Annotated in this window: 26 protein-coding genes; 13 read left to right on the top strand and 13 right to left on the bottom strand. The window is 43.1% G+C overall.

Annotation, left to right across the window (positions count from 1 at the left end):
* Window positions 1-20: 20 nt before the first annotated feature.
* On the bottom strand, window positions 21-320 hold the full coding sequence (locus HGD77_RS09925) for an AzlD family protein (protein WP_005263421.1): 300 nt from the start codon (window positions 318-320) through the stop codon (window positions 21-23).
* The gene (locus HGD77_RS09920; RefSeq protein WP_005263420.1) at window positions 317-1,066 is read right to left on the bottom strand and encodes an AzlC family ABC transporter permease; all 750 of its coding nucleotides are present in this window, start codon (window positions 1,064-1,066) and stop codon (window positions 317-319) included. Before HGD77_RS09920 ends, HGD77_RS09925 begins: the two co-directional genes overlap by 4 nt.
* Window positions 1,067-1,213: 147 nt before the next feature.
* On the opposite strand from HGD77_RS09920, the gene HGD77_RS09915 reads away from it, so the two are divergent.
* The 5 genes from HGD77_RS09915 (at window position 1,214) to HGD77_RS09895 (ending at window position 5,787) form a co-directional block, all read left to right on the top strand.
* Window positions 1,214-1,669 carry an Lrp/AsnC family transcriptional regulator gene (locus tag HGD77_RS09915; RefSeq protein ID WP_004645552.1) on the top strand — a complete coding sequence of 152 codons (456 nt, stop codon included), beginning with the start codon at window positions 1,214-1,216 and terminating at the stop codon, window positions 1,667-1,669.
* Window positions 1,670-1,875: 206 nt separating this feature from the next.
* On the top strand, window positions 1,876-3,042 hold the full coding sequence (locus HGD77_RS09910) for an ATP phosphoribosyltransferase regulatory subunit (RefSeq protein ID WP_004278964.1): 1,167 nt from the start codon (window positions 1,876-1,878) through the stop codon (window positions 3,040-3,042).
* Between the two features lie 70 nt (window positions 3,043-3,112).
* Entirely contained in the window at window positions 3,113-4,432 is a 1,320-nt protein-coding gene (locus HGD77_RS09905) for an adenylosuccinate synthase (RefSeq protein ID WP_004278963.1), read from the top strand.
* 160 nt (window positions 4,433-4,592) lie between these two features.
* Window positions 4,593-4,901, top strand: coding sequence for a hypothetical protein (locus HGD77_RS09900; protein WP_005263419.1), 309 nt, complete (start codon window positions 4,593-4,595; stop codon window positions 4,899-4,901).
* 112 nt (window positions 4,902-5,013) lie between these two features.
* Window positions 5,014-5,787 carry a M48 family metallopeptidase gene (locus HGD77_RS09895; protein ID WP_004278961.1) on the top strand — a complete coding sequence of 258 codons (774 nt, stop codon included), beginning with the start codon at window positions 5,014-5,016 and terminating at the stop codon, window positions 5,785-5,787.
* A 166-nt stretch (window positions 5,788-5,953) separates the two neighbouring features.
* Here the strand turns inward: HGD77_RS09895 and slyD are convergent, their stop codons facing one another.
* Window positions 5,954-6,436, bottom strand: a complete 483-nt coding sequence (gene slyD, locus HGD77_RS09890; protein ID WP_004278960.1) for a peptidylprolyl isomerase — start codon at window positions 6,434-6,436, stop codon at window positions 5,954-5,956.
* 136 nt (window positions 6,437-6,572) lie between these two features.
* On the bottom strand, window positions 6,573-7,859 hold the full coding sequence (locus HGD77_RS09885; RefSeq protein WP_168730806.1) for an NAD(P)/FAD-dependent oxidoreductase: 1,287 nt from the start codon (window positions 7,857-7,859) through the stop codon (window positions 6,573-6,575).
* An 83-nt stretch (window positions 7,860-7,942) separates the two neighbouring features.
* Here HGD77_RS09885 and HGD77_RS09880 point away from each other — a divergent pair, with 83 nt between their 5' ends.
* Window positions 7,943-8,644 (top strand): IS1 family transposase, encoded by a 702-nt coding sequence (locus tag HGD77_RS09880; RefSeq protein WP_004282341.1) that lies wholly within the window; start codon window positions 7,943-7,945, stop codon window positions 8,642-8,644.
* Between the two features lie 251 nt (window positions 8,645-8,895).
* On the opposite strand, the gene HGD77_RS09875 is transcribed toward HGD77_RS09880, so the two are convergent.
* The gene (locus HGD77_RS09875; RefSeq protein WP_168730805.1) at window positions 8,896-10,209 is read right to left on the bottom strand and encodes a D-alanyl-D-alanine carboxypeptidase family protein; all 1,314 of its coding nucleotides are present in this window, start codon (window positions 10,207-10,209) and stop codon (window positions 8,896-8,898) included.
* A gap of 175 nt (window positions 10,210-10,384) precedes the next feature.
* Here HGD77_RS09875 and HGD77_RS09870 point away from each other — a divergent pair, with 175 nt between their 5' ends.
* Window positions 10,385-12,088, top strand: a complete 1,704-nt coding sequence (locus HGD77_RS09870; protein WP_153566973.1) for a M61 family metallopeptidase — start codon at window positions 10,385-10,387, stop codon at window positions 12,086-12,088.
* 77 nt (window positions 12,089-12,165) lie between these two features.
* Here the strand turns inward: HGD77_RS09870 and paaI are convergent, their stop codons facing one another.
* Window positions 12,166-12,558, bottom strand: a complete 393-nt coding sequence (gene paaI, locus HGD77_RS09865; RefSeq protein ID WP_004278956.1) for a hydroxyphenylacetyl-CoA thioesterase PaaI — start codon at window positions 12,556-12,558, stop codon at window positions 12,166-12,168.
* A gap of 170 nt (window positions 12,559-12,728) precedes the next feature.
* Between paaI and HGD77_RS09860 the strand changes: the two genes are divergently transcribed.
* Window positions 12,729-13,442 (top strand): hypothetical protein, encoded by a 714-nt coding sequence (locus tag HGD77_RS09860; RefSeq protein WP_153566972.1) that lies wholly within the window; start codon window positions 12,729-12,731, stop codon window positions 13,440-13,442.
* A gap of 5 nt (window positions 13,443-13,447) precedes the next feature.
* On the opposite strand, the gene uraH is transcribed toward HGD77_RS09860, so the two are convergent.
* Entirely contained in the window at window positions 13,448-13,843 is a 396-nt protein-coding gene (gene uraH, locus HGD77_RS09855; protein WP_044113019.1) for a hydroxyisourate hydrolase, read from the bottom strand.
* Window positions 13,844-13,960: 117 nt separating this feature from the next.
* The gene (locus HGD77_RS09850; RefSeq protein WP_004731551.1) at window positions 13,961-14,749 is read right to left on the bottom strand and encodes an rRNA large subunit pseudouridine synthase E; all 789 of its coding nucleotides are present in this window, start codon (window positions 14,747-14,749) and stop codon (window positions 13,961-13,963) included.
* A 194-nt stretch (window positions 14,750-14,943) separates the two neighbouring features.
* Between HGD77_RS09850 and icd the strand changes: the two genes are divergently transcribed.
* The 3 genes from icd (at window position 14,944) to HGD77_RS09840 (ending at window position 17,334) form a co-directional block, all read left to right on the top strand.
* A complete protein-coding gene (gene icd / locus HGD77_RS09845) occupies window positions 14,944-16,200 on the top strand; it encodes an NADP-dependent isocitrate dehydrogenase (RefSeq protein WP_153566971.1) in 1,257 nt (418 codons plus the stop codon).
* Between the two features lie 301 nt (window positions 16,201-16,501).
* Window positions 16,502-16,633, top strand: a complete 132-nt coding sequence (locus HGD77_RS17155; protein WP_004645538.1) for a hypothetical protein — start codon at window positions 16,502-16,504, stop codon at window positions 16,631-16,633.
* Between the two features lie 143 nt (window positions 16,634-16,776).
* The gene (locus tag HGD77_RS09840) at window positions 16,777-17,334 is read left to right on the top strand and encodes a M23 family metallopeptidase (protein ID WP_005103568.1); all 558 of its coding nucleotides are present in this window, start codon (window positions 16,777-16,779) and stop codon (window positions 17,332-17,334) included.
* Here the strand turns inward: HGD77_RS09840 and HGD77_RS09835 are convergent.
* Window positions 17,313-18,524, bottom strand: a complete 1,212-nt coding sequence (locus HGD77_RS09835; RefSeq protein ID WP_168730804.1) for a YbfB/YjiJ family MFS transporter — start codon at window positions 18,522-18,524, stop codon at window positions 17,313-17,315. The two genes, HGD77_RS09840 and HGD77_RS09835, sit on opposite strands and share 22 nt — an antisense overlap.
* A 212-nt stretch (window positions 18,525-18,736) precedes the next feature.
* Window positions 18,737-20,167, bottom strand: a complete 1,431-nt coding sequence (locus HGD77_RS09830) for a pyridoxal phosphate-dependent aminotransferase (protein ID WP_168730803.1) — start codon at window positions 20,165-20,167, stop codon at window positions 18,737-18,739.
* 229 nt (window positions 20,168-20,396) lie between these two features.
* Here HGD77_RS09830 and msrB point away from each other — a divergent pair, with 229 nt between their 5' ends.
* Complete coding sequence (gene msrB, locus HGD77_RS09825; RefSeq protein WP_004645533.1) at window positions 20,397-20,816, top strand: peptide-methionine (R)-S-oxide reductase MsrB; 420 nt, start codon at window positions 20,397-20,399, stop codon at window positions 20,814-20,816.
* The gene (locus HGD77_RS09820) at window positions 20,813-21,289 is read left to right on the top strand and encodes a glutathione peroxidase (protein ID WP_004278946.1); all 477 of its coding nucleotides are present in this window, start codon (window positions 20,813-20,815) and stop codon (window positions 21,287-21,289) included. The genes msrB and HGD77_RS09820 overlap by 4 nt, the downstream gene beginning before the upstream one ends.
* Window positions 21,290-21,389: 100 nt before the next feature.
* On the opposite strand, the gene dapC is transcribed toward HGD77_RS09820, so the two are convergent.
* From dapC to purT, 3 genes are read right to left on the bottom strand one after another with little or no spacing between them, the layout of a single operon-like run.
* Complete coding sequence (dapC, locus tag HGD77_RS09815; protein WP_168730802.1) at window positions 21,390-22,559, bottom strand: succinyldiaminopimelate transaminase; 1,170 nt, start codon at window positions 22,557-22,559, stop codon at window positions 21,390-21,392.
* Between the two features lie 17 nt (window positions 22,560-22,576).
* Window positions 22,577-25,249 (bottom strand): [protein-PII] uridylyltransferase, encoded by a 2,673-nt coding sequence (glnD, locus tag HGD77_RS09810; protein ID WP_004731539.1) that lies wholly within the window; start codon window positions 25,247-25,249, stop codon window positions 22,577-22,579.
* 26 nt (window positions 25,250-25,275) lie between these two features.
* Window positions 25,276-26,490 (bottom strand): formate-dependent phosphoribosylglycinamide formyltransferase, encoded by a 1,215-nt coding sequence (gene purT / locus HGD77_RS09805; RefSeq protein WP_171064269.1) that lies wholly within the window; start codon window positions 26,488-26,490, stop codon window positions 25,276-25,278.
* Between the last annotated feature and the right edge of the window lie 79 nt (window positions 26,491-26,569).

Genomic DNA, 26,569 nt, shown 5'->3' with positions numbered 1-26,569 from the left:
TTAAAGGGGTTTTTCTAGCGTTAGATTATTAAAATTCTTAAAATTGCAGCAGAAACCATACTGATGGCGACGGTCGGTAATAATCCAAAACGTGTAGCGGCAAATAGCGTTAAAGCCAAGGCGATCAGGTCTGCAGGATGGTCGCGTACAAAATAGGGTGCAATCACTGAAATCAGCACGCAGCCGGGGACTACTTCCAGAATTTTTCGCTGGCGCTGTGTTAGTGTTTTATTTTTTAACAAGACATAGCCCAAGATCCGGGTTAAATAAGTGGTCGCAGCAATCAGAATAATGGCCACCAAGGTGCTCATCTGGATCATGTTTGATCCTCTTGAATCAGGAAAAATGCCGAAGCGATTCCAGACAAGGCGCCAATCGGTACATACCAGCCCGCAGGTAAATATAAATAAGCCAAAGCCGCACAGACTAAACTGACCAGCCATGGCCGGGCAGCCTCAAAACCTTTCCACATACTTCTCAGTAACACCAGAAATACAGCAGGAAAGGCCATATCGAAACCAAAACGGTTGATGTCACCTAATACAGGTCCAAGCATGGCGCCGAGTGTGGTAAATCCGACCCACATCAAGTACAGGCAAAAACACAGGCCAGCATAATAAGGCATGCTAAACGCAGCACGATAACCCAAGTGCGCCTGTTTCCTTTGTGCATCAGCTAGACCGAGCGCCCAGCTTTCATCGACCATAAAAAATAGCGCCGGAAAAACTTTACGATTCGGGAGATGCTTTAAATACGGCACCAAACTGGCACCCATCAACAGATGCCGGCTATTTACCAGAAAGGTAATGAACATCAGCATGAGTAAATTTGGCGGACTGCTCCAGACTTCCAAAATGGCAAACTCAGAACCACCGGCAAAGTTCAGACCTGTCAGTAACGGCACTTCGAGCAAGCTGAAATTCTTCTGTACCGCCGTCGCACCCAACACCAGCGCAAAGGGAATAATCCCTAAAAGCATGGGGATAGAATCTTTCATGCCACGTTGAAATTCGCTGAAATCGGTAGGAACAACCACCGCTGCGGTGCTTTGTCTAAACAAAAGCATGGAAATGACCTGGGTACTGCAAAACTAAACCATATTTTATGGCGATATTCAGGCTATTTGCTATTGTAATGAAAGATATTTGAGTTTTATTTGAAATTAAATTGCGCTAAATTAAATTTAAAGGGTTTTAAATGCCAAAGTATAAATATGGATCAAATAGATAAACGCATTTTGCATGAGCTGCAAAAGAATGGAAAACTACAAAATAATGAACTGGCTCAATTAATTGGCTTGTCACCGTCACCCTGTTTAAGACGGGTGAAACAGCTGGAAGATGATGGTGTGATTGAGCAATATGTCGCGCTGCTGAATCCGCAAAAGGTCAATTTGGCGATGAGTGTGTTTGCACGTGTCTGGCTCAAGTCTCAAGAAGCTGCCGTGGTCGACCAATTTGTCGAAGCGATCAAGGAAATGCCAGAAGTGGTTGAATGCCAGCTAATGGCGGGCGATTGTGATTTCTTTTTAAGAATTGTGGTGGCTGATCTGGATGCCTATCGTAAATTTCAGATTCATCATTTAACCCAAATTCCCTGCATTCAAAGCGTAAAAACTGAAATTCCATTGCAAACGGTTAAAAGCACGACTGCATTGCCTTTGGTTTAATACCGGATTTTTTCATGCTATTTGTTTTGAATGTGCATTAAAACGCTGATAGTTGACACTATTGTTGTTGATTTCATCAGGTAGCGAAAATTATAAAATTTGCGATGCACAGCCAAAACTATCGTGCTAGACTAGGAGAAATCGGGTGTGCTCCCGATTTTTTTATGCGGATTCATTCCGCGCTGACAAGAATTTAGGTTTACAACATGCCCATTTCAGAGACATGGTTATTACCTGATGGTGTAGCTGATGTATTACCAGAACAAGCGCAAGTTATTGAAAGTCTGCGCCGTAAATCACTGGATTTCCTTGCATCTCGAGGTTATCAGCTGGTGTACACGCCATTCATTGAATACATCGAATCTCTATCTTCTCTCTCAGAATCGAATCAAGATTTAGACTTAGCCACTTTTAAGGTAATCGATCAGCTTTCTGGTCGTTTGCTTGGTGTGCGTGCCGATATGACACCACAAGTGGCTCGTATTGATGCGCATGTACATCCAGTGGAAGGTGTGGCACGTTACTGCTATGCAGGAACCGTTCTGCATACCAAGCCTCGCGGTTTTAATACCTCGCGCGCGCCACTACAGTTAGGTGCGGAGCTCTTTGGTTCAGACAGCATCGATGCCGATGTGGAAATGGTCGATTTGATGATCAGTCTGATTCAGGAGACAGGTCTGGCAGATGGTATCCATCTGGACTTAGGTCATGTCGGTTTATTCCGCAGTCTGGTGGCTCAAGCAGGCTTGAACAAAGTCGCTGAACAGCAATTATCTGATTTATACCAACGCAAGGCTTTGCCAGAATTAGAAGAATTCACGGCAGACCTGAAATTTGGTCAGGATTTTTATGCCCTTGGACGCTATGCCAGCGACCTGGATGCATTACAAGCGCATTTAAGTGCTGAAGTGTTGGCAAATCCAGCATTTACGCAGGCTTTTAATGTCTTGCAAACCACCAAAGACGAAGTTCAAACCCGTTGGCCAAACTTGAGTATTGGTATTGATGTGGTTGAATTACGTTCATACCATTATCATACTGGCTTGATGTATGCAGTTTATGCACCGAACCGTGCAGCTGCACTGGCACAAGGTGGCCGTTATGATGGCATTGGTGAACATTTTGGCCGTGCGCGTCCGGCAACCGGTTTCTCTTGTGACTTATATGCTTTAAGCGCAGGCCAGTTTGATGCGGTACAGGTCGTGGTTGCACCTAAAGGCACTGATGCAGAACTTCTGAATGCAATTCAGAATATTCGTGCACAAGGCTTAAGTGTAATTCAGTTACTGGGTAATGATGATTTAAACTCGATTCCATATGCGACGCACCAGCTGGTGAATGCGAATGGTGAGTGGACAGTCAAAACGATTTAACTGCTTGGCTCAGTGTTCATGTCGCTGAGCGGGGCTTTCAACTTTAACAGCATGATGTAATGAGGCTATTATGGGCAAGAATGTTGTGGTACTTGGTACCCAATGGGGCGACGAAGGTAAAGGTAAAATAGTCGACCTGCTCACAGATCAAGCGGCAGCGGTAGTTCGTTATCAAGGCGGACATAACGCAGGTCACACTCTTGTGGTTGGTGGTAAGAAAACTGTCTTACACCTCATTCCATCAGGTATTTTACGTGAAAACGTATTGTGCTTAATTGGTAACGGTGTTGTTCTTTCTCCTGAAGCGCTCATCAAAGAGATGGACATTCTTGAAAAAGAAGGCGTTCCTGTTAAAGAACGTTTACGCATTTCTCCTAACTGTCCATTGATTCTTCCGAACCACATCGCACTTGATCAGGCGCGTGAGAAAAAACGTGGTAATGCGAAGATTGGTACGACAGGTCGTGGTATCGGTCCTGCATACGAAGACAAAGTAGCGCGTCGTGCAGTACGTGTTGCTGACCTAGTACGTGGTGGTGAACATCTTACTGCTCAGTTAACTGAACTTCTGGACTACCATAACTTCCAGCTGACTGAATACTACGGTGTTGAAGCAGTTAAATTGGAAGATGTGCTGGCACTTTGCGACGAATGGCGTAAAGTTGTTGCGCCACTGGTTGTGGATGTGACCACTGAATTGCATAACTACCGTAAAAACGGTGACAACATCATGTTCGAAGGCGCGCAAGGTTCACTTCTTGACGTTGACCACGGTACATATCCGTATGTGACTTCTTCGAATACCACTGCTGGTGGCGTAAGCTCTGGTTCAGGTCTGGGTCCTTTGCATCTTGACTATGTACTGGGTATTACCAAAGCGTATACAACGCGTGTAGGTGCAGGTCCATTCCCAACTGAGTTGGTGTATGACGCTGCAAATGACACGGGTGATGCGATTGGTAAACACCTCGGTACGATTGGTAATGAATTTGGTGCCTCTACTGGCCGTCAACGTCGTTGTGGCTGGTTCGATGCTGAAATCCTACGCCGTTCAGTTGATGTAAACTCACTTTCTGGTATTTGCCTGACTAAACTTGACGTTCTTGACGGTTTAGAAGAAGTGAAAATCTGTGTGGGTTATGAAGCTGCAGATTCTGGTTGTGTCGGTTCTTCTGATGCGCTTGCATTCGAAACTTTAAAACCGATTTACGAAACTATGCCAGGCTGGTCTGAGTCAACTTTCGGTGCGAAATCACTGGATCAATTGCCAGAAGCTGCATTGAACTATGTAAAACGTCTTGAGCAATTGATTGAATGTCCAATCGACATCATTTCAACAGGTCCAGACCGTGAAGAAACGATTGTTCTTCGCCACCCGTTTGATGCTTAATCTTCATTTGATTAAAGCTTGAATGATAAAAACCCATTTCCGGATGGGTTTTTTTATATCCTGAATTTATGCAGCTATTTCAAGACTAAAGTTGCATCGGTAATACCACGTGATGTGCTTTAACATAGCGGTATATAAAGAAAGAAAAATGAGCAGCAGGATGCAAAAAAATATATCGGCGACCATGTTTTATTCATTGTTATTCGCGATGGGCGGGGCGCCAACAATGGCCATGATGATTATTCGTGCGCAAACCCAAAACCCCGAAGTGATTTATGCGGTGCTGATTGGTCTGAGTGTCATTATTGCATGTATATTAGTGCCTATTATTTTATTGCAAAATGCTTTTTTATATTTCAAACGTAAAGACGAAGTGCTTGAACAGAAAATCAAACCACTGAGTCAGGTTTACTTGGGCCTCAATATTATTTGTCTGATTTATTGGTTGGCGATACAGTATTTGGCTTAAAAATTACATAATTTATAAGAAGATGAATGAATTAAGCGTTTAGCTGCTGCGCGCTTTCACTTATAATTTTTACAATGTAAATTGCCCTTGAGCTAAGGCGGAGTAAATTATAATGAAGAATAAACTTTTATTGAGTATGGCGGCTGCTACAGTCGTAACATTATCAGGTTGTACCACCATTGCCGATATGGCAGGGGCAGATACTGCGACCTTAAATGCATCTGCGAGCCAAAGCTATAATGCCATGGTCAATGATGCGAAGAACAAAGGTCAACTGGATACCAGTTCAGCGACCTATAAACGGATTAATAATGTATTTAACCGTTTGAAACCGGTTGCTAACCAGATGAATCAAACCGGTACGGCATTCCAGTGGCAATTGGCTGTGCTCAAATCTGACCAGGTTAACGCCTTTGTTGCGCCAGGTGGTAAGGTTGTATTCTATACGGGTATCGTGAATAAACTGAATCTGACCGATGCTGAAATTGCAGCGATTATGGGTCATGAAATGGTGCATGCTTTAGAAGAGCATTCTAAGCAGAAAATCGGTGCTCAGGCCCTGACTGATCTGGCCTTGGGTATTGGCTTAAATGCAGCAGGTGTGGGTCAAGGTGGTGCTGCAGCCGCACAATTGGGTAGTCAAATCGGGATTGGCTTGCCATACTCGCGTAATCTGGAAAGCCGTGCTGACCAAGGCGGTTTAATGCTGATGGCGCGCGCAGGTTATAACCCAAATGCAGCCATTACCTTGTGGGAAAAAATGAACAAACTCGGTGGCGGCAGTGGTGCAACCTTCCTGTCTACGCATCCATCGAATAGCCAGCGTATTGGGCAAATGCGTCAACAGTTGCCAGCAGCTATGCAGATTTATAACCAAAACAAATAATCCAGTGATCATCCTCTGAAAGGAGATCTTGATCGGATTGAAAAGGCAGGGCAATGGCTCTGCTTTTTTTATAGCTAATTGGATGGTTAATATTCTGCGGGCTATTTTCAGGCAATAAAAAAGGCAAAGTCTGACTTTGCCTTTTTTCACTCAAGATCAGAAGATCTTAGTGCTGGTGACCGCCTACACCGTGTACGTGGCCGTGATCTAATTCTTCTTGAGAAGCTTCACGAACAGATACGATTTCAACTTCGAAAGTCAGGTCTTGACCAGCAAGTGGGAAGTTAGCATCAACAACAACATTGTCGCCTTCAACTGCTTTAACAGTTACGATTTGCACGCCGTCATCAGTTTGAGCTTGGAACTGCATACCTGCCTGAATGTTGTCTACGCCTTGGAACATTTGCGCAGGAACTTCTTGAACTAGGTCAGGGTTGTATTCGCCATAACCTTCAGCAGCAGGAACGTTTACAGTGAATTTTTCACCTACAGTTTTGCCTTCTAACGCATTTTCTAAACCTGGGATGATGTTACCTGCACCGTGCAAATAGGCAAGTGGTTCACCTTGAGATTGGTCGAGAGTTTCACCCTCTGCGTTAGTCAATGTGTAGTGGAAAGAAACCACGAGGTTATTTGCAATAGCAGTCATGTTAATTGATCCATTCAATTTTTTAAGGGTACATCATAAAGTGAAATTGCATTTTTGTAGACTAAAATTAGCAAAAAAACGCAATTTGACAATTTTGTTGACGATTTTTTCATTGATTGGGCCAAATTCTGGAATTTCAATGCAATTTCAGCTTTGGAGAAATTTTTCGTGTAACAAAATCTTTTGCGGTGAGAATGCCAGCATGCGCATAACCATGAATGGTCGCCTGATGAATTCGATATAAAGAAACATACATCGATTTGGCAACAAAGCCTTGCACATTGACCTGACCGAGCAACTCGCCGACGGCTTTATTCTGGCTTAAGGAAATCAGTGAACCTTTGTCAGAAAATTTAAACATCGGTAAATAACTTTCTTCATTGACACGTGCTTTCAAGGCATTGGCCAGGAAATTGGCCTGTTGGCTAGCCACTTGTGCGCGTGGACCCAAGACCGGTTCATCTGCAGCAGGCTGGCAGTGAGCACAATCACCAAAAGCAAAAATGTCTGGATCAGATTTGGTTTGCAGGGTGGAGAAGACTTTCAAGCGGTGAATATTGTCCTTTTCCATATCTTGCAGTTGTGCCAAGACTTCAGGTGCTTTGATACCTGCGGCCCAGACTTTAATCTCGGCATCCAGACTTGAGCCATCTGCAAAATAAATTTTGTCTTCATCTACCTTGGCCACACGATGACTGGTAAGGACTTCAATACCGAATTTTTCCAGCTGTTGCATGGTATGTTCAGCAACTTTCGGCGAGAGCGCAGTCAAAATACGATCCGCCGCTTCAATTAAGGTAATTTTGACTTTATTTGGATCGACCTTGTTTAAGCCATATTTAAAGAAATTGTGTTTGGCCTCCACCAACTCGGCAGCCAATTCTACTCCAGTCGCACCGGCGCCAATAATCGCGATATTCAGTTCACGGCTCGAAGCTTCATGTTGAGCATTCAAGTAGAGATGCAACAGATCCTGCTGAAAGATATCAGCTTGTGGACGGCTGTCGAGAAAATGACAGAACTGTTTGACGCCTTCGGTATTAAAGTCATTCGAGGTAGAACCCAAGGCCAGTACCAGGGTGTCATAGTCGATGCGCTGGTTCTTCTTGGCTTGGGCTTTTTTGGAGAAATATTCTGTTTCTACCACAATCTGTTTCGCTTCACGATCCAGACCGGTAAATGTCCCCAAGACAAATTCATAATGATGTGTGGCTGAATGGGCAAAATAATTAGTTTCTTCTTCATGTGGATTTAAGGTGCCTGCGGCAACTTCATGCAGCAGCGGTTTCCAGATATGCGTCAGTTTTTGATCGACTAAAACAATCTGCGCTTTGCCGCTTTTACCCAAGCTCTCACCCAGCTGAGTTGCCAGTTCCAGACCACCGGCACCACCACCCACAATCACGATTTTATGAGCTGTCATATATGATTAACCTGTTTATTTTTTGGTGGTGTTTCAAAAAGTATGCTGAAAAAAAGCAGGTTGGATTTTGATAAAATAGAGAAATGCGAATAACTCTAGAAATCAAGTGTCCAGCCTGCCTAAGTGACAGTATAAAGAAAAATGGCACAAAAGTAGATGGTAAGCAAAATTACCAATGTAAAATATGCAGACGTCAATTTATTGGTGATCATGCTCTCAGTTATCAAGGCTGTCACTCAGGTATCAAAACCAAAATATTACACCTCATGGTGCGAGGCAGTGGTGTCAGGGATATAGCAGAAATTGAAAGAGTAAGTATCGGTAAAGTTCTACGGACACTTAGCCAATCAAAATATCAACTTCGAGCACAGCAAAGTCATTATGAAACCCTTGAAGTAGATGAGTTTTGGACTTTTGTTGGTCATAAGCAAAATAAACAATGGCTAATTTATGCCTATCATCGAGAAACAGGTGAAATTGTTGCTTATGTATGGGGTAACCGAGATTTAGCCACTGCAAAACGACTTAAATTAAAATTGAAGCAGTTAGGTGTAAGCTATACATGTATATCAAGTGACCATTGGGATAGCTTTGTTACGACCTTTAAAGAATGCAAACAGTTGATTGGTAAATTTTTCACTGTGGGTATAGAAGGCAATAATTGTCGATTACGGCATCGAATCAGGCGAGGCTTTAGGAGAAGCTGCAACTTCTCCAAAAAGCTTGAAAATCATTTCAAAGCCTTTGATTTAGTGTTCTTTTATATCAATAATGGATTCGTTTAATGCCAGCATACTTTTTGAAACACCACCTATTTTTTAATAAAAATAAGAGAAATAGAGAGAAAATATACTATGGCATGGGCCAGATCGCGTCTTGGTTAAAATTGTTATACACATTACAAAACGTAGCAATTCTGTGAGGGCAGGTAAGTTTCCCTGTCTTGGGGAGTGATGCAGGGAGAAAAGAAAATCTGCCAGAAGATCAGCGAGTAGATCTTCTAGCTTAAAGAAAAGTAACTTGAGATGTAGGGCTATTATCTATCTAAAGGATAAAGCTTTACGCTTGGCGTATTGTCTGAAAACAAACCGAATAAGCCTTGTAGCCAAGTAAAGAATTTCTGAAACAGGTTGGCTTCTTCAATTTCGACATGATCCTCAATCTGAATGGTACGAATCAACTGATTATTCTGATAAACCTGAATAGTCGCCAAAGGCATCATGGTCGCCAAAGGTGCAATGAGTTCAGATGCTTTCACTTCAACATTGATATGAGTTTGCGTTTCCTGTAAAGGCTCGATACTTTTTAAAACGCCATCACCTGTATTCAGCATGACACGCTGTTGGGTTTGATCAAACTGGTTCAGGTCAATACTGTAGCCCTGATCATATAAAGAAGTGGTAATGATCTGCGGTTGCTTGGTTTGCACCTTAAACATTTTTAAGGTGGATTTGATCACAGGCAATTCAGCCAGTAGCTGTTGATCTTTGATCGCTACTTCATTGCGGGTATAGGTATAAGCGAGATTCATCAGCTTATGTGATACATCAGCGCGTTTTGCGGCACTTTTAGTACCCAGCACCACCACAATCAGACGGCGATTTGGCATTTCAAAATCTGCTGTGACACGATTGGCCGTCAGCGCCAGATTGTAGCCTGCCGCACGGGTAAAACCGGTTTTTAAGCCATCTACGGTTGGATCGACCTGAAGCACACGGTTGGTCGCACGATGAAAATGCTGATTGTAGGTAAAGCTTGGCTGCTTGGAATAATACAGATAATCTGGAGTTTCATTCACCACCGCCATAGACAGTCTGGCCAAATCGGCGGCAGTCGAATAATGCTCAGGCATGGTAATGCCGGCCGGATTCTGGAAATTGGTATGCTGCATGCCCAGCGCTTTGGCTTCCTGATTCATACGTTCAACAAACTGCGGAATACCACCCGAAATTTTCTCAGCCAGCGTGACTGCGGCATCATTAGCAGACATGATAATTAAGCCCGCCATAAGCTGATCGATTGAAATCTGATCACCTTCTTTCAGGTACATTTGTGACTCATCCCACATCACAGTTTTCACCACAGAGGTCGCGGTTAAAACTTCATTTTTATCTAATTTTCCGGCCTCAATTTCCTTTAAGGCAATATAAGCCACCATCATTTTGGTCAGCGAAGCCGGAGCGCGTTGCACATCGGCATTATGCTCTGCAATGACTTGACCAGACTGTGAATCCAGAATGGTCCAGGCTTCAGCTTCAACGCTTTCAGGCACAATATTGAGTAGGGCAGCATGTGAAAATGCAGGAATAAATAAACTGAAAACCGCAATCAGTGAGATGATGTATTTCAATGGTGTTCCTTGATAACCCGGCGGGTGTTGAACGATTTAATTTTCACGCATGCTATGCCTTTTTTATACAGATAGCTAGTCGTAAATGTAGACAAATAAGACAGCTAAACCATACTGGCTTAAAAAATGCTAAGCTAAGCTATATCTCATTTATTTTAATTTTATATCGTTCATTATGTTGCATTATCAAATTGAATTTGACGATTATCGTCAGCATCTTATTCACGTGACTGTTCGTTTTCTTGCGGACCCGACTCAAGTCTTGTCATTACCGACCTGGATTCCGGGAAGCTATCTGATTCGAGAGTTTTCCAAGCACATTGAAGCGGTCAAAGCCTATGATGAAGATGGGCGCCAGTTACAGATCCAGAAATTTGAAAAGAACAAATGGCGTTTATTCAATACCGATCATGAGCTGATTACGGTGGAATATGATGTGTATGCCTATGATCTGTCCGTTCGTGGTGCATATGTGGATCAAAATCGTCTCTATGTGAATCCCGCTTGTGCATGTTTAGGGCTAGAAGGTCAGGAAAATAAAGAAATTGAACTGGAAATCTTCCTGCCAGATGAATTGAAGCATTTTCAATTGGCAACAGGAATGCAGGCTAAAAGTCTGGTCAAAGGCCGTTTCACCCTGAAAGCTAAAAACTATGCCGAACTGATTGATGCGCCATTTGAGCTGGCAGAACAAACCCGTTTCAGTTTTGAAGCAAATGGTATTCCACATGAGTTTGTGGTGTCAGGCAAACACGCGATGAATGCGGCGCGTATGCAGCAGGACATTGAAAAAATCTGTGCTACAGAAATTTCAATGTTTGGTTCGGCGCCGTTTACAGACTATACCTTTATGACCATGGCAACCGGCAATAGCTATGGCGGTCTGGAGCATCCAAATTCTACCAGCCTGATTTCACCACGTGATGACTTGCCGAAAGCCAATGAGCCAGAAGAGCCATCTAAAGATTATCAGCGTTTCTTGGGCTTATGTAGCCATGAATATTTCCATTCATGGTTGGTGAAATTCATTCGCCCTGAAAACTTCGTCAATTATGATTTAAACAGAGAAGGCTATACTTCTTTGTTGTGGATCTTTGAAGGTTTCACCTCGTATTATGACGATTTGATCTTGCTACGCAGCGGCGTGATTAATCAGGAATCATATATTACTTTGTTAAAAGCACAGATTGACCGCTATTTGCAAAATCCGGGACGTGCGATTCAGTCAGTCTCTGAATCCAGTTTTGATGCCTGGGTGAAATTCTATCGTCAGGATGAAAACTCGAATAATGCGGGTACCAGCTATTATAACAAAGGCTGTTTAGTTGCATTGTGCCTGGATTTGGGTCTGCGTTTACGTGGTTCAAGTCTGGATGCCCTGATGCGTCGTTTGTATGAAAACGCTCAGAAGGGTGTTCAGGTACATGAACGGACAATCTTTGAATTATGCAAAGAGCTGACAGGAGATGATTGGTCAGAACAGATTAATCACTTGATCAATACTACAGATGAATTGCCGCTCGATCAGCTATTCCCTGAATTTGGTATGGCTTATAGCCTGAGAAATGAAAAGTCTTTGCCATTCGGTTTAAAACTGGCAGATAAGCCGGAAGGTGTGCTGGTTCAATCTGCGCGTCGTGATGGGGTTGCTGTACTCGCTGGCCTTTCTGCCAATGATGTCATTATTGCAATTGATGGCTTAAAAGCAACGACCAAACTTGTTGAAAGCTATGCAAAACAGCAAGGTACTTTTACAGTGTATGCATTCCGTCGTGATGAGCTGATGACCTTCGAGGTTCAAGCTGCGGGTTCTGAACTGACCGAAGTTGAACTGAAAGTGGAAGATCCGGCTAAAGTCGAGAAATGGCTTAAAGTTTAAATCCGAAATTATTCTTAATTTAAAAAAACCGGTGCATCGTCACCGGTTTTTTATTGAAGTGCATGTTGAAAGAACATCTATTTAATGATCAGTCGTGATGTACCACGGAATTCTGCCACGATTTGATTATGTTGATTCATCACTTGAATGTCATAAATGCCACTACGGCCACTGCTGGTTTTGTGTTCGGCTACAGCAGTCAGCGTGTCGCCAAGCAATCCCGGTTTTAAATAATGAATACCGCAATGTTGACCGACTGCCGGATGTTCACCGGTATTGCAGGCAATTGCAAAAGCTGCATCTGCCAGTGCGAAAATCACGGCACCGTTACAGGTCTGATGACCTTGTAAATGTTGTTCAGTCACCTTTAATTCGATCTTTGCATAATTGTGATTATAAGAAACCAGATGAGCACCAAGATGCTGAATTAACCGGTCCTGATTAAACATCTGGTTGACTTGCTGATCCATTGCAAAACTCCTTATTTAGATATGTTTTATTTTAAATTATTAAATATATGAATCATAAATAACATCGGATAGTCAGAATGACAAGATGGAAGAGTTAGAAATCTTGTTTGCACACATAAGAAAAAGCAGGTAAAACCCATATTTAGGAATGGCTTTTTTATTATTAGAAGATGAATCAAAATAGTTTAAATTGGGGGATTAGAATTACAGTTGTATGGCTAGCTGTAATTTTTCTATTTTGGTTTTTTGGTGATTTGAAAAATCCAACATCTTTAAATGAATTAGGGGATTTTCTTGCAGGTATAGTTGCACCTATCGCTTTCTTATGGCTGATTTTAGGCTATGTGCAGCAAGGTAAGCAGCTAGAGCAAAATACAAAAGCATTAGAACAACAGGAAAGAGCATTACAGCTCCAAATCCAGGAAATGAAAGAAAGTGTTGAATATCAAAAACAACTTGGTGAAATTCAGAAAATTCAATTACAAGAAGTACAAAAAACATTAGAACCACGTTTTCTTATATTGAGTTCTAGAGTTAGGACTGTATTTTCAAATAAGGAAATGACTATTAATTGTTATGCGAACTTATATTTGATAATCGAAAACTTGGGTGAAGATGCGTTTGATTTTAAAATACAATCAGGTGAAAAAAACGCAGTTATAGCTAAAGAAAATAAATTTTTAGCTAGTGAGGTTAAACATATTAAGTTTGAACTAGACCAAACGAAATTAGATGAATTAAATAAGCATAAAGAAGTTGACGCTGATTTTATAATTGAGTATCAGAGTAAAAATGGAAGAGACTATAAGAAGTTACTAAAAACATATATTTATCAATCTAAGCATCCATTTTATGAACTTGAATCTAACATGATTGATAAGTAATAAACTCAATTCCCCCGATACGTTGAATAGCCATAAGAACTTAATAACAGTGGAATATGGTAATGCTCCAACGTGCCATCAATCACAAAAACTACCGGCACTTCAGGGAAGAACGTCCGTTGATTATTGGCCTTAAACCAATCACTCGTTTTAAACGTTACTTTATAAACGCCTTTTTGTAACGCGGTGTCTTTAGGATAAAATTCTTTAATACGACCATTACTGTCTGTCTTGGCTTCATTGAGCTTGACCCATTTCTCACCTTGTTGAGCTTCTAGGGTGACCGTGACATTAGCAGAGGGTAGGCCGGTTTCCTGATTAAGTACATGCACACTCAGCGGATTGGCAAAGCCAAAAGTTGAAAGGGAAGTCGCAGCTAAAGCGAAAATTATTTTTTTCATGAGACTCACATTAAAATGAATACTTTAATTAATTCTAATAGATTGAAAAATAAAAAAATATTTAAGTTATGTAATAAAAAAGCCCACCGAAGTGAGCTTGATTGAATCTATTCAAACTTAGCCACGACCGCGGCCGCGACCACGTGGTGCTTTGGTATTTGGACGAGTTGTGCCATTGGTCTTACGACGCGGCTTTTCACTTTCATCCATTTGCCAGATACGTTTGGTGCCAGACTTTTTCACAGAACCATCTTTGTTCTTGCGAACCATTGGCTTACCACCCGTACCACCCGGCTTTTTCACATAAGAGCGTGAACGGTATGGTTCTTCCGCAGGAACATTCTGGAAGTCTGGATAAAGTAATGGTTCAATTTCTCTGGTTTCACCCGGTTGCAATCCCATACGAACCAAATCAATCTCACCAATTTTGGTACGGATCAAACGCAGTGTAGGGAAGCCGACAGCAGATGTCATACGACGAACCTGACGGTTACGACCTTCACAGATTGAAATCTCAACCCAAGACGTCGGAACAGAGGCACGGAAACGTACAGGAGGATTACGCTCCCACAACCATTCCGGTTCAGACACTTTTTCAGCACGTGCAGGAAGCGTCATGCCATCTTTCAGTTCAACGCCTTTACGAAGCTGTTCAAGTGCTTCTTCGGTCACATCACCTTCCACTTGCACCATATAAGTTTTAAACTTTTTATTGGCAGGATTGGTGATATATTGGTTGAGACCACCGTGATCGGTGAGGAAAACCAGACCTTCTGAGTCCATGTCCAAACGACCCGCAAGACGTAAATCTTTGTCGTTGACAAAATCAGCCATGGTTGGGTGCTTTTCATCCGCACGGAATTGGGAGAGGACGTCATAAGGTTTGTTTAGAATGACGATTTTCATAGGAAATAACTTCTATAATTACATTAATTTAAAAAATGTAGAGGTTTATTTAAAAGGGAAATTTAGTTATTTCCCGTATAAATCTCAAAAACAACAAATCTGGATTAGAATATTATGCGTTAAGAACAGTTGAAAGTATTGCCTAATTGGCAATTATTTTAGATTTGTCAGCGGCATCCGGGAGAATACTAATAATGGGATATCAAAAAATCGTAGTACCTGTGGATGGTACCAAAATTACCGTTAATGCAGACCTGTCACTCAACGTACCAAATAATCCAATTATCCCATTTATCGAAGGGGATGGAATTGGTGCAGATATTACACCAACAATGCGAACTGTGGTAGATGCTGCTGTGCAAAAAGCATACGCCGGGAAGCGTTCCATCGAATGGATGGAAGTCTACTGCGGTGAAAAAGCTGACAAAATTTACGGCACCTATATGCCTGAAGAAACTCTCGAAGCACTGCGCGATTATGTGATATCGATTAAAGGTCCACTGACCACGCCAGTCGGTGGTGGTATTCGTTCCTTGAATGTGGCTTTACGTCAGGAACTGGATTTATATGTCTGTGTACGTCCGGTGCGCTGGTTTGAAGGGGTACCTTCGCCAGTACATAATCCGGAACTGACCGACATGGTGATTTTCCGTGAGAATTCAGAAGATATTTATGCCGGTATTGAATGGAAAGCAGATTCTCAGGAAGCGAAAAAGGTTATCAAGTTTTTGAAAGAAGAAATGGGTGTAACCAACATCCGCTTTGAAGACAATTGTGGAATCGGAATCAAACCTGTCTCCAAAGAAGGTAGCCAGCGTCTGGTACGTAAAGCGATTCAATTTGCCATTGAGAATGACAAGCCGAGTGTGACCTTGGTGCACAAAGGCAATATCATGAAATACACCGAAGGGGCATTTAAAGAGTGGGGCTATGAGGTCGCATTGGAACGTTTCGGCGGTGAGCTTTTAGATGGTGGTCCATGGGTTAAAATCAAAAATCCAAGAACAGGCAAAGACATTATTATTAAAGATGTCATTGCTGATGCCTTCTTGCAGCAAATCTTGATGCGTCCGGCGGATTATTCTGTAATTGCGACACTGAACTTAAATGGTGATTATATTTCTGATGCGCTGGCTGCGGAAGTCGGCGGGATCGGGATTGCACCGGGTGCCAATATCGGCGGTTCGATTGCAGTTTATGAAGCAACCCACGGTACAGCGCCTAAATATGCTGGACAAGATAAAGTAAATCCGGGTTCGATTATTCTGTCAGCAGAAATGATGTTGCGTGATATGGGCTGGACAGAAGCTGCCGACTTGATCATCAAGGGGATTTCGGGTGCGATTGCGGCAAAAACGGTGACCTACGATTTTGAGCGCTTAATGCCAGGGGCGACCTTGCTGCGTTGTTCCGAGTTTGGTGAAGCGATTATTGCCAATATGGATGCCTGAAATTGCGATGCAATTTATGAATAAAAAAACCCGCAATTACGGCGGGTTTTTTTATCACTTTATTGGGAAGCAAAGGCTGAACGGTTTAAGGTTAAACGTTAAAATAAGTATCAGGCTGCAAGATCATGTAAGAAGTGTAATGAGCCTAGAAATGATTCGTTCTAAGCTGAATAACTTAGTAAACACTGTATTACATTGACGTATTTGGATACAGCTCAGCGATTGGCTTATTTTGTATAAACGTTACAGTGATGAATGGAACTTCCAGTGATATAGAGACGTTTCTCCAAAGGAGTAAATCATGGCTAAAGCTAAAGCGAGACATAAGCAGGTCCAACAAAAAGACAAGCAGGACAATGCTCAGAATGAAGAGCAGCAACAGCAACAACAGCAACAACCATCGAAACCATCTCGTGCTAAAAAACGTAGATAATCTCCTATCCACCTAAAATAACAAAACCCTCATTTGAGGGTTTTGTTATTTGAACGCTTGTATAAAATCATCACTAAAAATAACAGGATTGTGACTTTAAATTAGGCGGTTGTGATTAAGATAAAAGTCATCTATTTAATTTAATGCGAATATTGGTGAAATTTCTCCGGATTATAAGCTTACTGTTATCTATAGGTTTTCTACTGACTGCCTGTCAACCACCGCCTTCAGGGGAGGCAGCAGGTTGGAAAAGCCCTTATCTGTATTGGCAATTACAGAGAGCCCAGTTGGAAGCTCCGCTACAGATTCCGGTTGAAGGCGTCAGAGTTGGTCAAATTAATGATACCTGGGGAGCAGCCCGTAGTGCCGGTCGTAAACATGAAGGGACGGATATTTTTGCCAAACGCGGTACGCCAGTATTCAGCGCGACCCCAGGTATTGTGCGTAGGATTGGTACCAACAATCTGGGTGGGAAAATTATCTGGGTGACTGGCCCCAATATGAGTCAGCATTATTATGCACATCTGGATGATTATGCAGCGGATATTCAGGAAGGCGACTGGGTCGAAGCAGGTGAAGTCATCGCTTATGTGGGTAATACGGGCAATGCTAAAAATACCCCACCGCATTTACATTATGGGATTTATCTGGGTGGGCAAGGAGCAACCAATCCTTATCCTTATTTAGTTCCTTCTCCATGAGCAGACACTGGCTGAGTTTGTTGTTCAGGCTTGAGTCTGGCAGGACGTGTACACCAGAACAATTGCAATGTTCCTAATAAAAGAACCAATGTGGCCAGTATGAACTGTTGATGATAGCTCAATCCAAAATATTGCAGCGCACTAAAGCTGAGTCCACCGATCAGCTGAATCGAGGCAAAACACAAGGTAGCAATACTCCAGAGCTTTTTATAAGCCAGTCCATACAGTTGCAAAATGGTATAGGAGGTCAGGAAGACCACAGCCGGATTTAGCATCCCAGTGAAAAAGGAAGAGCTAAAAGTGAGTAAGGGATAAGCATTTAGAGTCGCAATAAAAATAGCCCCAATATAAAGACTATAAAGAATTTTCAGGGCAGCAAAATTACCCCATTTTCTGGCCAGCACATAAGCACTAAAGGCACCCAAGGCACTGCCTATTCCATACAGAATCCAGTTGAAATTAATCCAGAACAAGCTCAATCCCAACTGCTGGCTTAAATAATCAATCCAGAAGAGTGAATGCGGTATATAGGCGAAAGCACTACAAGCATAAACTGTCAGTAAACTATAAAAGATGCTATTCAGAGATAGAGTAGAGATAACAGCAGGGGCTTGTACGGACAAATACGGCTTAAATTTCTGAATCAGTAAACTTAAAACGATACAGATGAGCAGGGCAAAACCACATAAGATCAGCCAGGCCGTCTGTATGGAAATTTGATCCAGATAAGGCAGAAACAGGGTAGCAATTAAAACGCCTAGTCCAATCCCACTAAAACCAATAAAGTTGATTTTAAGACGATCCTGAAGTTCACAACACTGCGCGACCACACTCGGCGATAAGATCATCATCAGTCCACCGCTGATCCCTGAAATGATACGCCAAGCGATATACCACGCTTCAGAAAAACCAGAAAACGCACAACACATCAGGCTGAACATGCCAGCAAAGGCTGAAATTTGAATATAGGTACTCATACTGCGGTCTTGAGGAAGACGCATCGCGGTAAAAGCACCGATTAAATAACCCAGCAAATTGGCACTGCTCAAGAGGCTGGCAAAATCTGTACTCCAGCCAAAGGCTTCTCGTGTGCCAGGTAACAGTGCAGTATAAGAAAAACGAAGAATGCCAATGCCCAAGCACATACTAAGACAAAGAAAAAGGCTGAGCTTGATTGTGTTTGAGGACATCCGTGCACTCATAGAATTTTATATTTGGTCAAAAAATAACATGAATCTTCATGATTGAGGGGAAATTGCCTGAGAAGAAACCATTGAGTGCAGAAATTTGCTCAAAGAAACCGGTATGATTTTTAAGATTTCATCAGTCAAAAGCCTGAATTTTTTCAGAGAAATAAAAAACCGCGTATCAACGCGGTTTTTTATATTGTCTATTTCAAGAATTAACGCATCTTGGCCAGGAAACGGCCAACACGGGTAATGGCTTCACGCAGTTCATTTTCAGCCGGCAGGAATACTACACGGAAATGATCCGGTGTCGGCCAGTTAAAGCCTGTACCTTGAACCAGAAGCACTTTCTCGGCACGTAACAAATCCAGCATCAGTTTTTCATCGTCCTGAATTGGATACACATTCGGATCCAGTTTCGGGAAACAGTACATTGCACCTTCAGGCTTGACACAAGATACACCTGGAATCTCGTTCAGCATTTCCCAGGCAATATTGCGCTGTTCATATAAACGCCCACCTGGGCGAATTAGGTCGTTAATTGACTGATAACCGCCCAGTGCAGTCTGAATCGCATATTGAGCCTGATGGTTGGCACACAAACGCATCGATGCCAGCATATCCAAACCTTCGATATAGTCTGCGGCACGTGCTTTATCGCCGGTAATGGCCATCCAGCCGGAACGGAAACCAGCAATACGATAGGCTTTAGATAAACCGTTAAACGAAACACAGAGCTGATCGCCAGCCAGAGCTGCTACAGCAACATGCTCGATTCCATCGTAAATAATTTTGTCGTAGATTTCATCAGCAAATAAAATCAGGTCATATTTCTTGGCCAAGTCGACGATTTGCTGCAACACATGACGTGGGTAAACCGAACCGGTCGGGTTATTCGGGTTAATAATCACAATACCACGGGTATTTGGCGTGATTTTGCTTTCCATGTCAGTAATATCTGGATACCAGTGATTTTCTTCATCACATTTATAGTGAATCGCTGTACCGCCAGACAGATTCACTGCTGCCGTCCAGAGTGGATAATCCGGCATTGGAATCAGCATTTCATCGCCATCATCCAGTAGACCTTGCATGGCCATCACGATCAGTTCAGACACACCATTGCCGATATAGACGTCATTGACGTGCATATCTAGAATGCCTTTTTGCTGATAATACTGACAGATCGCCTTACGCGCCGGGAAAATCCCTTTGGAATCCGTGTAGCCAATCGCATTCGGCAGGTTTAAAGCCACATCGTTGATAATTTCCTGCGGCGCTTCAAAACCGAATGGGGCAGGATTGCCAATATTTAATTTGATAATTTTGTGACCGGCTTCTTCCATCTCGATGGCCGCTCGTAACACAGGTCCGCGAATGTCGTAGCATACATGCTCGAGCTTAGATGATTTCTTGATCTCGCGAGGGGTTTGGAAAGTGTTCGGCATTTTGATGTTCTCGGAAGAAGTGGAGGTCACTTTTGCATAACGATATAAATAACTTTTAAATGTCTCAGTTGTGACTAGATCGAGATCATGTTCATCTCGAAGTAGTGCAACAATTTTTTCATGCGTAAATCCAAGCTGCTGATATTGTTTGATCACAGGCAGCAGATTTTTAAAAATTACGCTCTTTTTTTGCGACATTTTTTAATCCTGAGCAAATTTAGAGCTAAGAATACCATTAAATTTGCTCACTAAAAAACATTTAATGTAAAAATTGCTTACTTTTATTTTTATATTTGCTTTCTTTTTGCTTTTTTTCGGCATTATATGTCTTTTGTAAAATGTTGAATAAAGACTAGAATTTTTAAAATGAATCACGTAAATATAGGATTATCCTATTTTAAATAGCAAGATAAAAAGGTATGTGATCATGGGAAAACTCAATAAATCAGACCGGGAATGGCAAAGAGAGTTATCACCTGAGGAGTTTCGCATTACGCGCGAGAAGGGAACCGAGCCGGCATTTACTGGAAAATACTGGAATACCAAGCAAGATGGCACCTATGTATGCCGTTGCTGCGGCACGCCACTGTTCTCGTCTGAGACCAAGTATGACAGCGGCTGTGGCTGGCCAAGTTTCTACCGTCCTGTCAGCAGTTCAGTGGTAGAAGAATTACCTGATACTTCACACGGAATGGTCAGAACTGAGATTGTTTGTCATCATTGTGACGCACACTTAGGGCATGTTTTCCCGGATGGCCCAGAACCGACCGGTTTGCGTTATTGTGTCAACTCGGCTTCTTTGGACTTAGAAACACAAGAAAAAAATGATGAGGAAACCTATCCATGACTAACATTTATCAGTTTGAAGCTGAATTGTTAGATGGCAAAAGCAAGCCACTTGCAGATTACGAAGGCAAGGTACTTTTGATCGTCAATACAGCGAGTAAGTGTGGTTTTACCCCACAATTTTCAGGATTAGAAAAACTTTACGAAAAATATAAAGATCAAGGTCTGGAAATTTTGGGATTTCCATGCAATCAGTTTGGTGGTCAAGATCCAGGTTCCAATGAACAGATTGGTGAATTTTGCCAGAAGAATTACGGGGTATCTTTCCCGATGTTTTCCAAGGTGGATGTCAAAGGCCCTGAAGCGCACGCCATTTTTCGCTATTTGACTAACAATTCCAAAGGTATTTTAGGCAATGGAATTAAATGGAATTTTACCAAGTTTCTGATTGGCCGTGATGGCAAGGTATTGAACCGTTTTGCTCCGACCACCAAGCCTGAAGATCTTGAAGATGAAATTGCCAAAGTCTTGTAAGAATCAGCGTCATCTTCTCAGTATGAGATGAAGATAGAGCTCATCTGATTTCAATTAAAAACCCACTTATCTAAAGTGGGTTTTTAATCATGATTAAAATTTAGAGAATAGCTTTCAGGCGTTGGATAACTTCTTCACATTGCGCCAGATCGGCCACAAGTGCCAGACGTACATGATTTTCACCCGGATTACCCTGTTCAGTATCGCGGGATAAATAACGACCCGGAAGTACTTTAATATGTGCCTCTTCCATCAAACGTTTGGCAAAGGCTTCATCATTGTCAACTTTTAGCCAGTAGTAGAAACCGGCATCCGGTTTTTTGAGTGGCAGTAGGTGACCGAGTTCTTTCTGGAATAAATCAAACTTGGCACGGTATTGCACCCGGTTTTCTTCCACATGTGCTTCATCATCCCAGGCAGCGATTGAAGCCAGTTGATGTTGTACCGGCATCGCTGCACCGTGGTAAGTGCGGTATTGCAAATAAGGTTTTAACAGGCTGGCATCACCGGCAACAAAACCTGAACGCATGCCCGGAAGGTTAGAGCGCTTAGACAGTGAATGGAACACCACACAGTTTTTATAGTCATCCCGGCCAATTTCAGCACAAACTTCCAGTAAACCTACGGGTGCCTGATCAAACCACAGTTCCGAATAGCATTCGTCTGAAGCAATCACAAAGTTGTATTGATCCGACAGGGTAATCAGTTTTTTAAACTGCTCTTTTGATAATACTGCACCGGTTGGATTGCCCGGGGTACAGACAAATAGCAATGCCGTTTTTTCCCAGACTTCTGCCGGAACAGCATCAAAATCACCAAGGTAGTTATTTTCCTCAGTACAGTTGATGAAATAAGGTTTGGCACCTGCGAGCAGTGTTGCGCCTTCATAAATCTGATAAAACGGATTTGGCATCACCACATAAGGTGCATCTTCACGATTCACCAAAGCCTGTACAAACGAGAAAATCGCTTCACGTGTACCAGAAACAGGCAGGATATTGCTGTCTGCACTGATGCTATTTAGGTGAAAACGGCGCGTCAGCCAGTGAGCAATACTTTCACGTAGTTCCGGCAAGCCTTTACTGTTTGGATAGGTCGACAAATGTTTAAAGTTATCAATAATCGCTTGTTTCACAAACTCCGGTGCAGGATGCTTCGGTTCACCAATCGACAGGGGAATTAAGGGCATATTTGCAGGCTGGATATCCGCAAAAAGCTGATTTAACTTTTCAAACGGATAAGGATGCAGTAGAGACAAGCTAGAGTTCATGAATAAGTAACCGCGTTTTAATGTGAGTGTTGACTACAAACCTGATGAGAAGCTTCATCCAGCGCAGTTTTAAGTGCAGCTGCAAATTCGGCAGATTCTCCAGGTGTCATAGGGTTGCCATCTTTTTTGGTGACAAAGAATATATCTTCGGCACGTTCGCCAAGGGTGGCAATTTTGGCAGAGTGGATATCCAGCCCTTGCATCATAAATAAACCACCGATTTTGGCAAGTAAACCGGGATGATCGAGAGTGGCAATTTCGACCATATTCTGATTCAAGGCAGGATTGACACTGATATCGACTGTATTTTCAATATCAAAATGACGTAATTGACGCGGAATCCGGCGCTGCATCAAGCCCGGATATTCATCTGAATGACTCAAGGCATCTTTCAGAGCCTCAATCACTGTGGCCTCGCGTTCCGGATCGGTCAATAAGGTGCCAAAACGGTCCAGTACTACATAGGTATCCAGACTGAAGGCTTTAGTCGCTGTAATAATCCGTGCGTCTTGTACATCCAGATTCATACGATCCAGAATAGCCACGGTGGTGGCAAACAGGTTGGGTTGATCCTGCGTATAAATAAAGATCTGTACCGCATCCTGCGCATATTTACGGTGCGCCCGCATCAGCACCAGTGGGGCAGGATTATCGCCGTGTTGTAAAATGGCACGGGTATGCCAGGCAATTTCATCTGCTGTTTCTTTGAGGAAATAGTCATCACCAAGTTCCTGCCAGACTTTTTCTACCTCATCCAGTGAGAAGTCCTGAACCAGAAGTTCACTGGCTGCAAATTTAGTATCTTCAATCAGCATTTGATAATCAACCGGACGGCCCAGACCAGAACGGATTACATCGCGCGCCTGAGTGTACAGCTGACGCATCAGCGAGGCGCGCCAGGTATTCCATAGCTTCGGATTGGTGGCGTTAATATCGGCAACTGTCAGAGTGTATAAATAATCCAGATGTTCCATATCACCCATTTTTTCGGCGAATTCTTTGACCACATCCGGATCGGAGATATCTTTTTTCTGGGCGGTGACAGACATCACCAGATGATTCTGGATCAGCCAAGCCACCAGATTGCTTTCGCGTTCAGTAAAGCCATGGCTACGGCAGAATTTAATCGCATCGCTGGCACCGAGTTCACTGTGGTCACCGCCACGACCTTTAGCAATATCATGGAAAATTGCTGCCAGATAGACGATGTCACGACGGGTCAGACGCTGAAACACTGAACTGACCACTGGAAATTCCTTGGCAAATTCAGGTTCTTTAAAGCGGTTTAAGTTCCGCAGCAGCAATAAGGTATGCGCATCGACTGTATAGATATGGAACAGGTCATATTGCATTAGTCCCAGAATCTGTCCAAAGGCCGGAATGTAATTTCCAAGCACACCATAACGCTTCATGGCAACCATGGTGTCATAGAGTCGATGCGGTGAACGGATAATCGCCATAAACAGTGCCTGATGCACCGGATTATCACGGAAATCCTGATCAATACGTTTTCCAGCCAAGGTCAGCAGGCGTAAGGTACGCGCACGAATGCCTTCGATTTCAGGACGATTGGCCAGCAGATAGAAAATTTCCAGAATTGCGCTTGGATTTTCCGAGAAAATCTTATGATGTTGCACAGCCAGTTTGCCATCGACCAGTTTAAAGTTCTGGTTGATTTCTTCGATCTGGCGTTCATATTGCGGTAAACGTGGCGTAATGACCGATTCATTAAAATAGGCCAGCAGCATTTCGTTCAGTGTAGACACTTGCTGCGCACTGCGGTAATAGCGCTTCATGAACTGTTCAATTGGATAGTTCGGATGATGCGCCTCTTCACGTACATAGCCAAATTTGGCTGCAATGTCGCGCTGATAATCGAACAGTAAGCGGTTTTCATCGCGCTTGGTCAGGCGGTGCAGGTGATGACGGATTTCCCAGAGAAAACTCTCTGCTTCCTCGAGCACACCGAGTTCAAATTCTGAAATAAAACCGAGGTGCACCAGATCGTAAATGCGATTGACGCGGAAATGCCGTTTGGCAATCCATCCAATCTGGTTGATGTCACGAATACCGCCCGGCGCATTTTTAATATCCGGTTCCAGATTGCTTTCGGTATTGTTGTGCTGAGCATAGCGTTTATGCTGCTCATCCATCTTGGCATCAAAAAAGGTTTTGTCGGTCCAGGTACGTGACACGATGCGACGTGGCCATTTGCACAGGTTTTCATTGCCAATAATCAGACGGGCTTCAATCAGGGTCGTGGCAACGGTCAAATCACTGCTGGCCTGATTGACACATTCATTGATGGTGCGAACACTGATACCGGGTTTGAAATTCCCTACGTCCCAAAGCGATGAAATGAATGTAGAAATCAGTTGTTCCTGTTCCGGGTTAATCTCGTCTTCTGACAAGATCATGATGTCGACATCAGAATAAGGCAGCATTTCACGACGGCCATAGCCCCCGACAGCAAACAGGGCCAAATCAGTTTGATCCAGTTCGGCATGCTGCCAGAGAAACTGCAGGGCTTCATCGATCAGATTGGAACGCGCCAGAATAATATCCCGAATCGACTGCCCATTTTCAAAACTTTCCTGAAGCTGATTTTCGACATCACTGCGCCATTGATTGATGGCTTTAATGTCATGGTTGCTTTTAGCGTAATTCAGCAGTGGATGGGTGTTGATCATGTACAGTCGTCCGTTGGTATTTCAGCTTAGTTTTGGTTGACGCTAACTTGGTTTGCGACCTGTAGGGCTAGTTCACGTGCCTGTTCAATGTTTTCCGCACGTGATGTGGCAACGCCCATACGACGACGTTTAAAACCTTCAGGTTTGCCAAACAGGCGCAAATCGGTATTGCCGTCTGCTAAAGCAAGATTCAGGCCAGAAAATGAAAGATTACGGCCATCTACTCCAGCATAAATTACCGCACTGGCAGCCACACTATGTCGTGCAGTATTCACCGGCAAGCCTAAAATAGCACGTGCATGCAGCTCAAATTCACTTTGAAATTGGGAGGCTAAAGTCACCAGTCCAGTATCGTGTGGACGTGGGGAAACCTCACTAAACCATACTTTGTCGCCTTTTACAAAGAGTTCCACTCCAAAGATTCCGCAGCCACCAAGTGCTGTAGTGACCTTGTTGGCAATGCGCTTGGATTCTTCCAGCGCGGCTGGAGTCATCGGTTGAGGCTGCCAGCTTTCCACATAATCACCTGAGTCCTGACGATGTCCGATCGGGTCGCAATAAGACGTTTCGATTTCGCCGGTTTCTGGATTTTTTGCACGAACAGTCAATAAGGTAATTTCAAAATCAAAGTCAATTTGTGATTCTACAATCACAGTACCCTGATTGACCCGGCCACCGGTTTGCGCATATTCCCAGGCAGCATCGACTTCATCAAAACGGGTAACACGAGACTGACCTTTGCCTGAAGATGACATCACCGGTTTCACAAAGTTTGGATAGCCGACATCGTCACAGGCCGCGCGGAAGGATTCTAAACTGTCGGCAAAACGGTAAGCTGAAGTTGGCAGACCGAGTTCTTCCGCAGCCAGACGACGAATACCTTCACGGTTCATAGTCAGATTGACGGCTTTAGCAGAAGGAATGACTGTAGCAATGTTCTGGGCTTCTATTTCAAGCAGAACTTCGGTCGCAATCGCTTCAATTTCAGGAACAATTAAATGTGGCTGGATTTGATTGATGAGTTGTTTGAGTTCTACAGCATCTGCCATATTCAAGGTATAGGAATAATGCGCAACCTGCATGGCAGGGGCATGATCATAACGGTCAGCAGCATGAACTTCGACTCCAAGGCGTTGTAGTGAAATCACCACTTCCTTGCCCAGTTCACCAGAACCCAATAATAGAACTTTATAGGCAGAAGATTGAAGGGGAGTACCAATAGTCACGCTCATGTGGATCATCCATGCTTGATTTTATGGACTTTTAGCATAGCAGAACTGAGCCGACAGTTAAGCTAAGATTCATACAAAATTGTGATAT

Origin of the sequence: Acinetobacter sp. NEB149 (assembly GCF_012516415.1) — a bacterium.
In the GTDB taxonomy this organism is placed as follows: domain Bacteria; phylum Pseudomonadota; class Gammaproteobacteria; order Pseudomonadales; family Moraxellaceae; genus Acinetobacter; species Acinetobacter lwoffii_V.
Note: the sequence above shows the minus strand (reverse complement) of the source record. Positions and strands in the feature narration are given on the sequence as shown.

Bases quoted from the DNA above. Each gene is read 5' to 3' on its own strand.
- HGD77_RS09880 (WP_004282341.1), top strand. From the start codon at position 7,943: ATGCGAATAACTCTAGAAATCAAGTGTCCAGCCTGCCTAAGTGACAGT.
- HGD77_RS09870 (WP_153566973.1), top strand. From the start codon at position 10,385: ATGTTGCATTATCAAATTGAATTTGACGATTATCGTCAGCATCTTATT.
- HGD77_RS09830 (WP_168730803.1), bottom strand. From the start codon at position 20,167: ATGTCGCAAAAAAAGAGCGTAATTTTTAAAAATCTGCTGCCTGTGATC.
- HGD77_RS09820 (WP_004278946.1), top strand. From the start codon at position 20,813: ATGACTAACATTTATCAGTTTGAAGCTGAATTGTTAGATGGCAAAAGC.
- icd (WP_153566971.1), top strand. From the start codon at position 14,944: ATGGGATATCAAAAAATCGTAGTACCTGTGGATGGTACCAAAATTACC.
- HGD77_RS09925 (WP_005263421.1), bottom strand. From the start codon at position 320: ATGATCCAGATGAGCACCTTGGTGGCCATTATTCTGATTGCTGCGACC.
- dapC (WP_168730802.1), bottom strand. From the start codon at position 22,559: ATGAACTCTAGCTTGTCTCTACTGCATCCTTATCCGTTTGAAAAGTTA.
- uraH (WP_044113019.1), bottom strand. From the start codon at position 13,843: ATGAAAAAAATAATTTTCGCTTTAGCTGCGACTTCCCTTTCAACTTTT.
- HGD77_RS09915 (WP_004645552.1), top strand. From the start codon at position 1,214: ATGGATCAAATAGATAAACGCATTTTGCATGAGCTGCAAAAGAATGGA.
- msrB (WP_004645533.1), top strand. From the start codon at position 20,397: ATGGGAAAACTCAATAAATCAGACCGGGAATGGCAAAGAGAGTTATCA.
- HGD77_RS17155 (WP_004645538.1), top strand. From the start codon at position 16,502: ATGGCTAAAGCTAAAGCGAGACATAAGCAGGTCCAACAAAAAGACAAG.
- HGD77_RS09900 (WP_005263419.1), top strand. From the start codon at position 4,593: ATGCAAAAAAATATATCGGCGACCATGTTTTATTCATTGTTATTCGCG.
- HGD77_RS09920 (WP_005263420.1), bottom strand. From the start codon at position 1,066: ATGCTTTTGTTTAGACAAAGCACCGCAGCGGTGGTTGTTCCTACCGAT.
- HGD77_RS09885 (WP_168730806.1), bottom strand. From the start codon at position 7,859: ATGACAGCTCATAAAATCGTGATTGTGGGTGGTGGTGCCGGTGGTCTG.
- HGD77_RS09910 (WP_004278964.1), top strand. From the start codon at position 1,876: ATGCCCATTTCAGAGACATGGTTATTACCTGATGGTGTAGCTGATGTA.
- HGD77_RS09905 (WP_004278963.1), top strand. From the start codon at position 3,113: ATGGGCAAGAATGTTGTGGTACTTGGTACCCAATGGGGCGACGAAGGT.
- purT (WP_171064269.1), bottom strand. From the start codon at position 26,490: ATGATCCACATGAGCGTGACTATTGGTACTCCCCTTCAATCTTCTGCC.
- HGD77_RS09840 (WP_005103568.1), top strand. From the start codon at position 16,777: ATGCGAATATTGGTGAAATTTCTCCGGATTATAAGCTTACTGTTATCT.
- HGD77_RS09895 (WP_004278961.1), top strand. From the start codon at position 5,014: ATGAAGAATAAACTTTTATTGAGTATGGCGGCTGCTACAGTCGTAACA.
- slyD (WP_004278960.1), bottom strand. From the start codon at position 6,436: ATGACTGCTATTGCAAATAACCTCGTGGTTTCTTTCCACTACACATTG.
- HGD77_RS09860 (WP_153566972.1), top strand. From the start codon at position 12,729: ATGAATCAAAATAGTTTAAATTGGGGGATTAGAATTACAGTTGTATGG.
- glnD (WP_004731539.1), bottom strand. From the start codon at position 25,249: ATGATCAACACCCATCCACTGCTGAATTACGCTAAAAGCAACCATGAC.
- HGD77_RS09850 (WP_004731551.1), bottom strand. From the start codon at position 14,749: ATGAAAATCGTCATTCTAAACAAACCTTATGACGTCCTCTCCCAATTC.
- HGD77_RS09835 (WP_168730804.1), bottom strand. From the start codon at position 18,524: ATGTCCTCAAACACAATCAAGCTCAGCCTTTTTCTTTGTCTTAGTATG.
- paaI (WP_004278956.1), bottom strand. From the start codon at position 12,558: ATGGATCAGCAAGTCAACCAGATGTTTAATCAGGACCGGTTAATTCAG.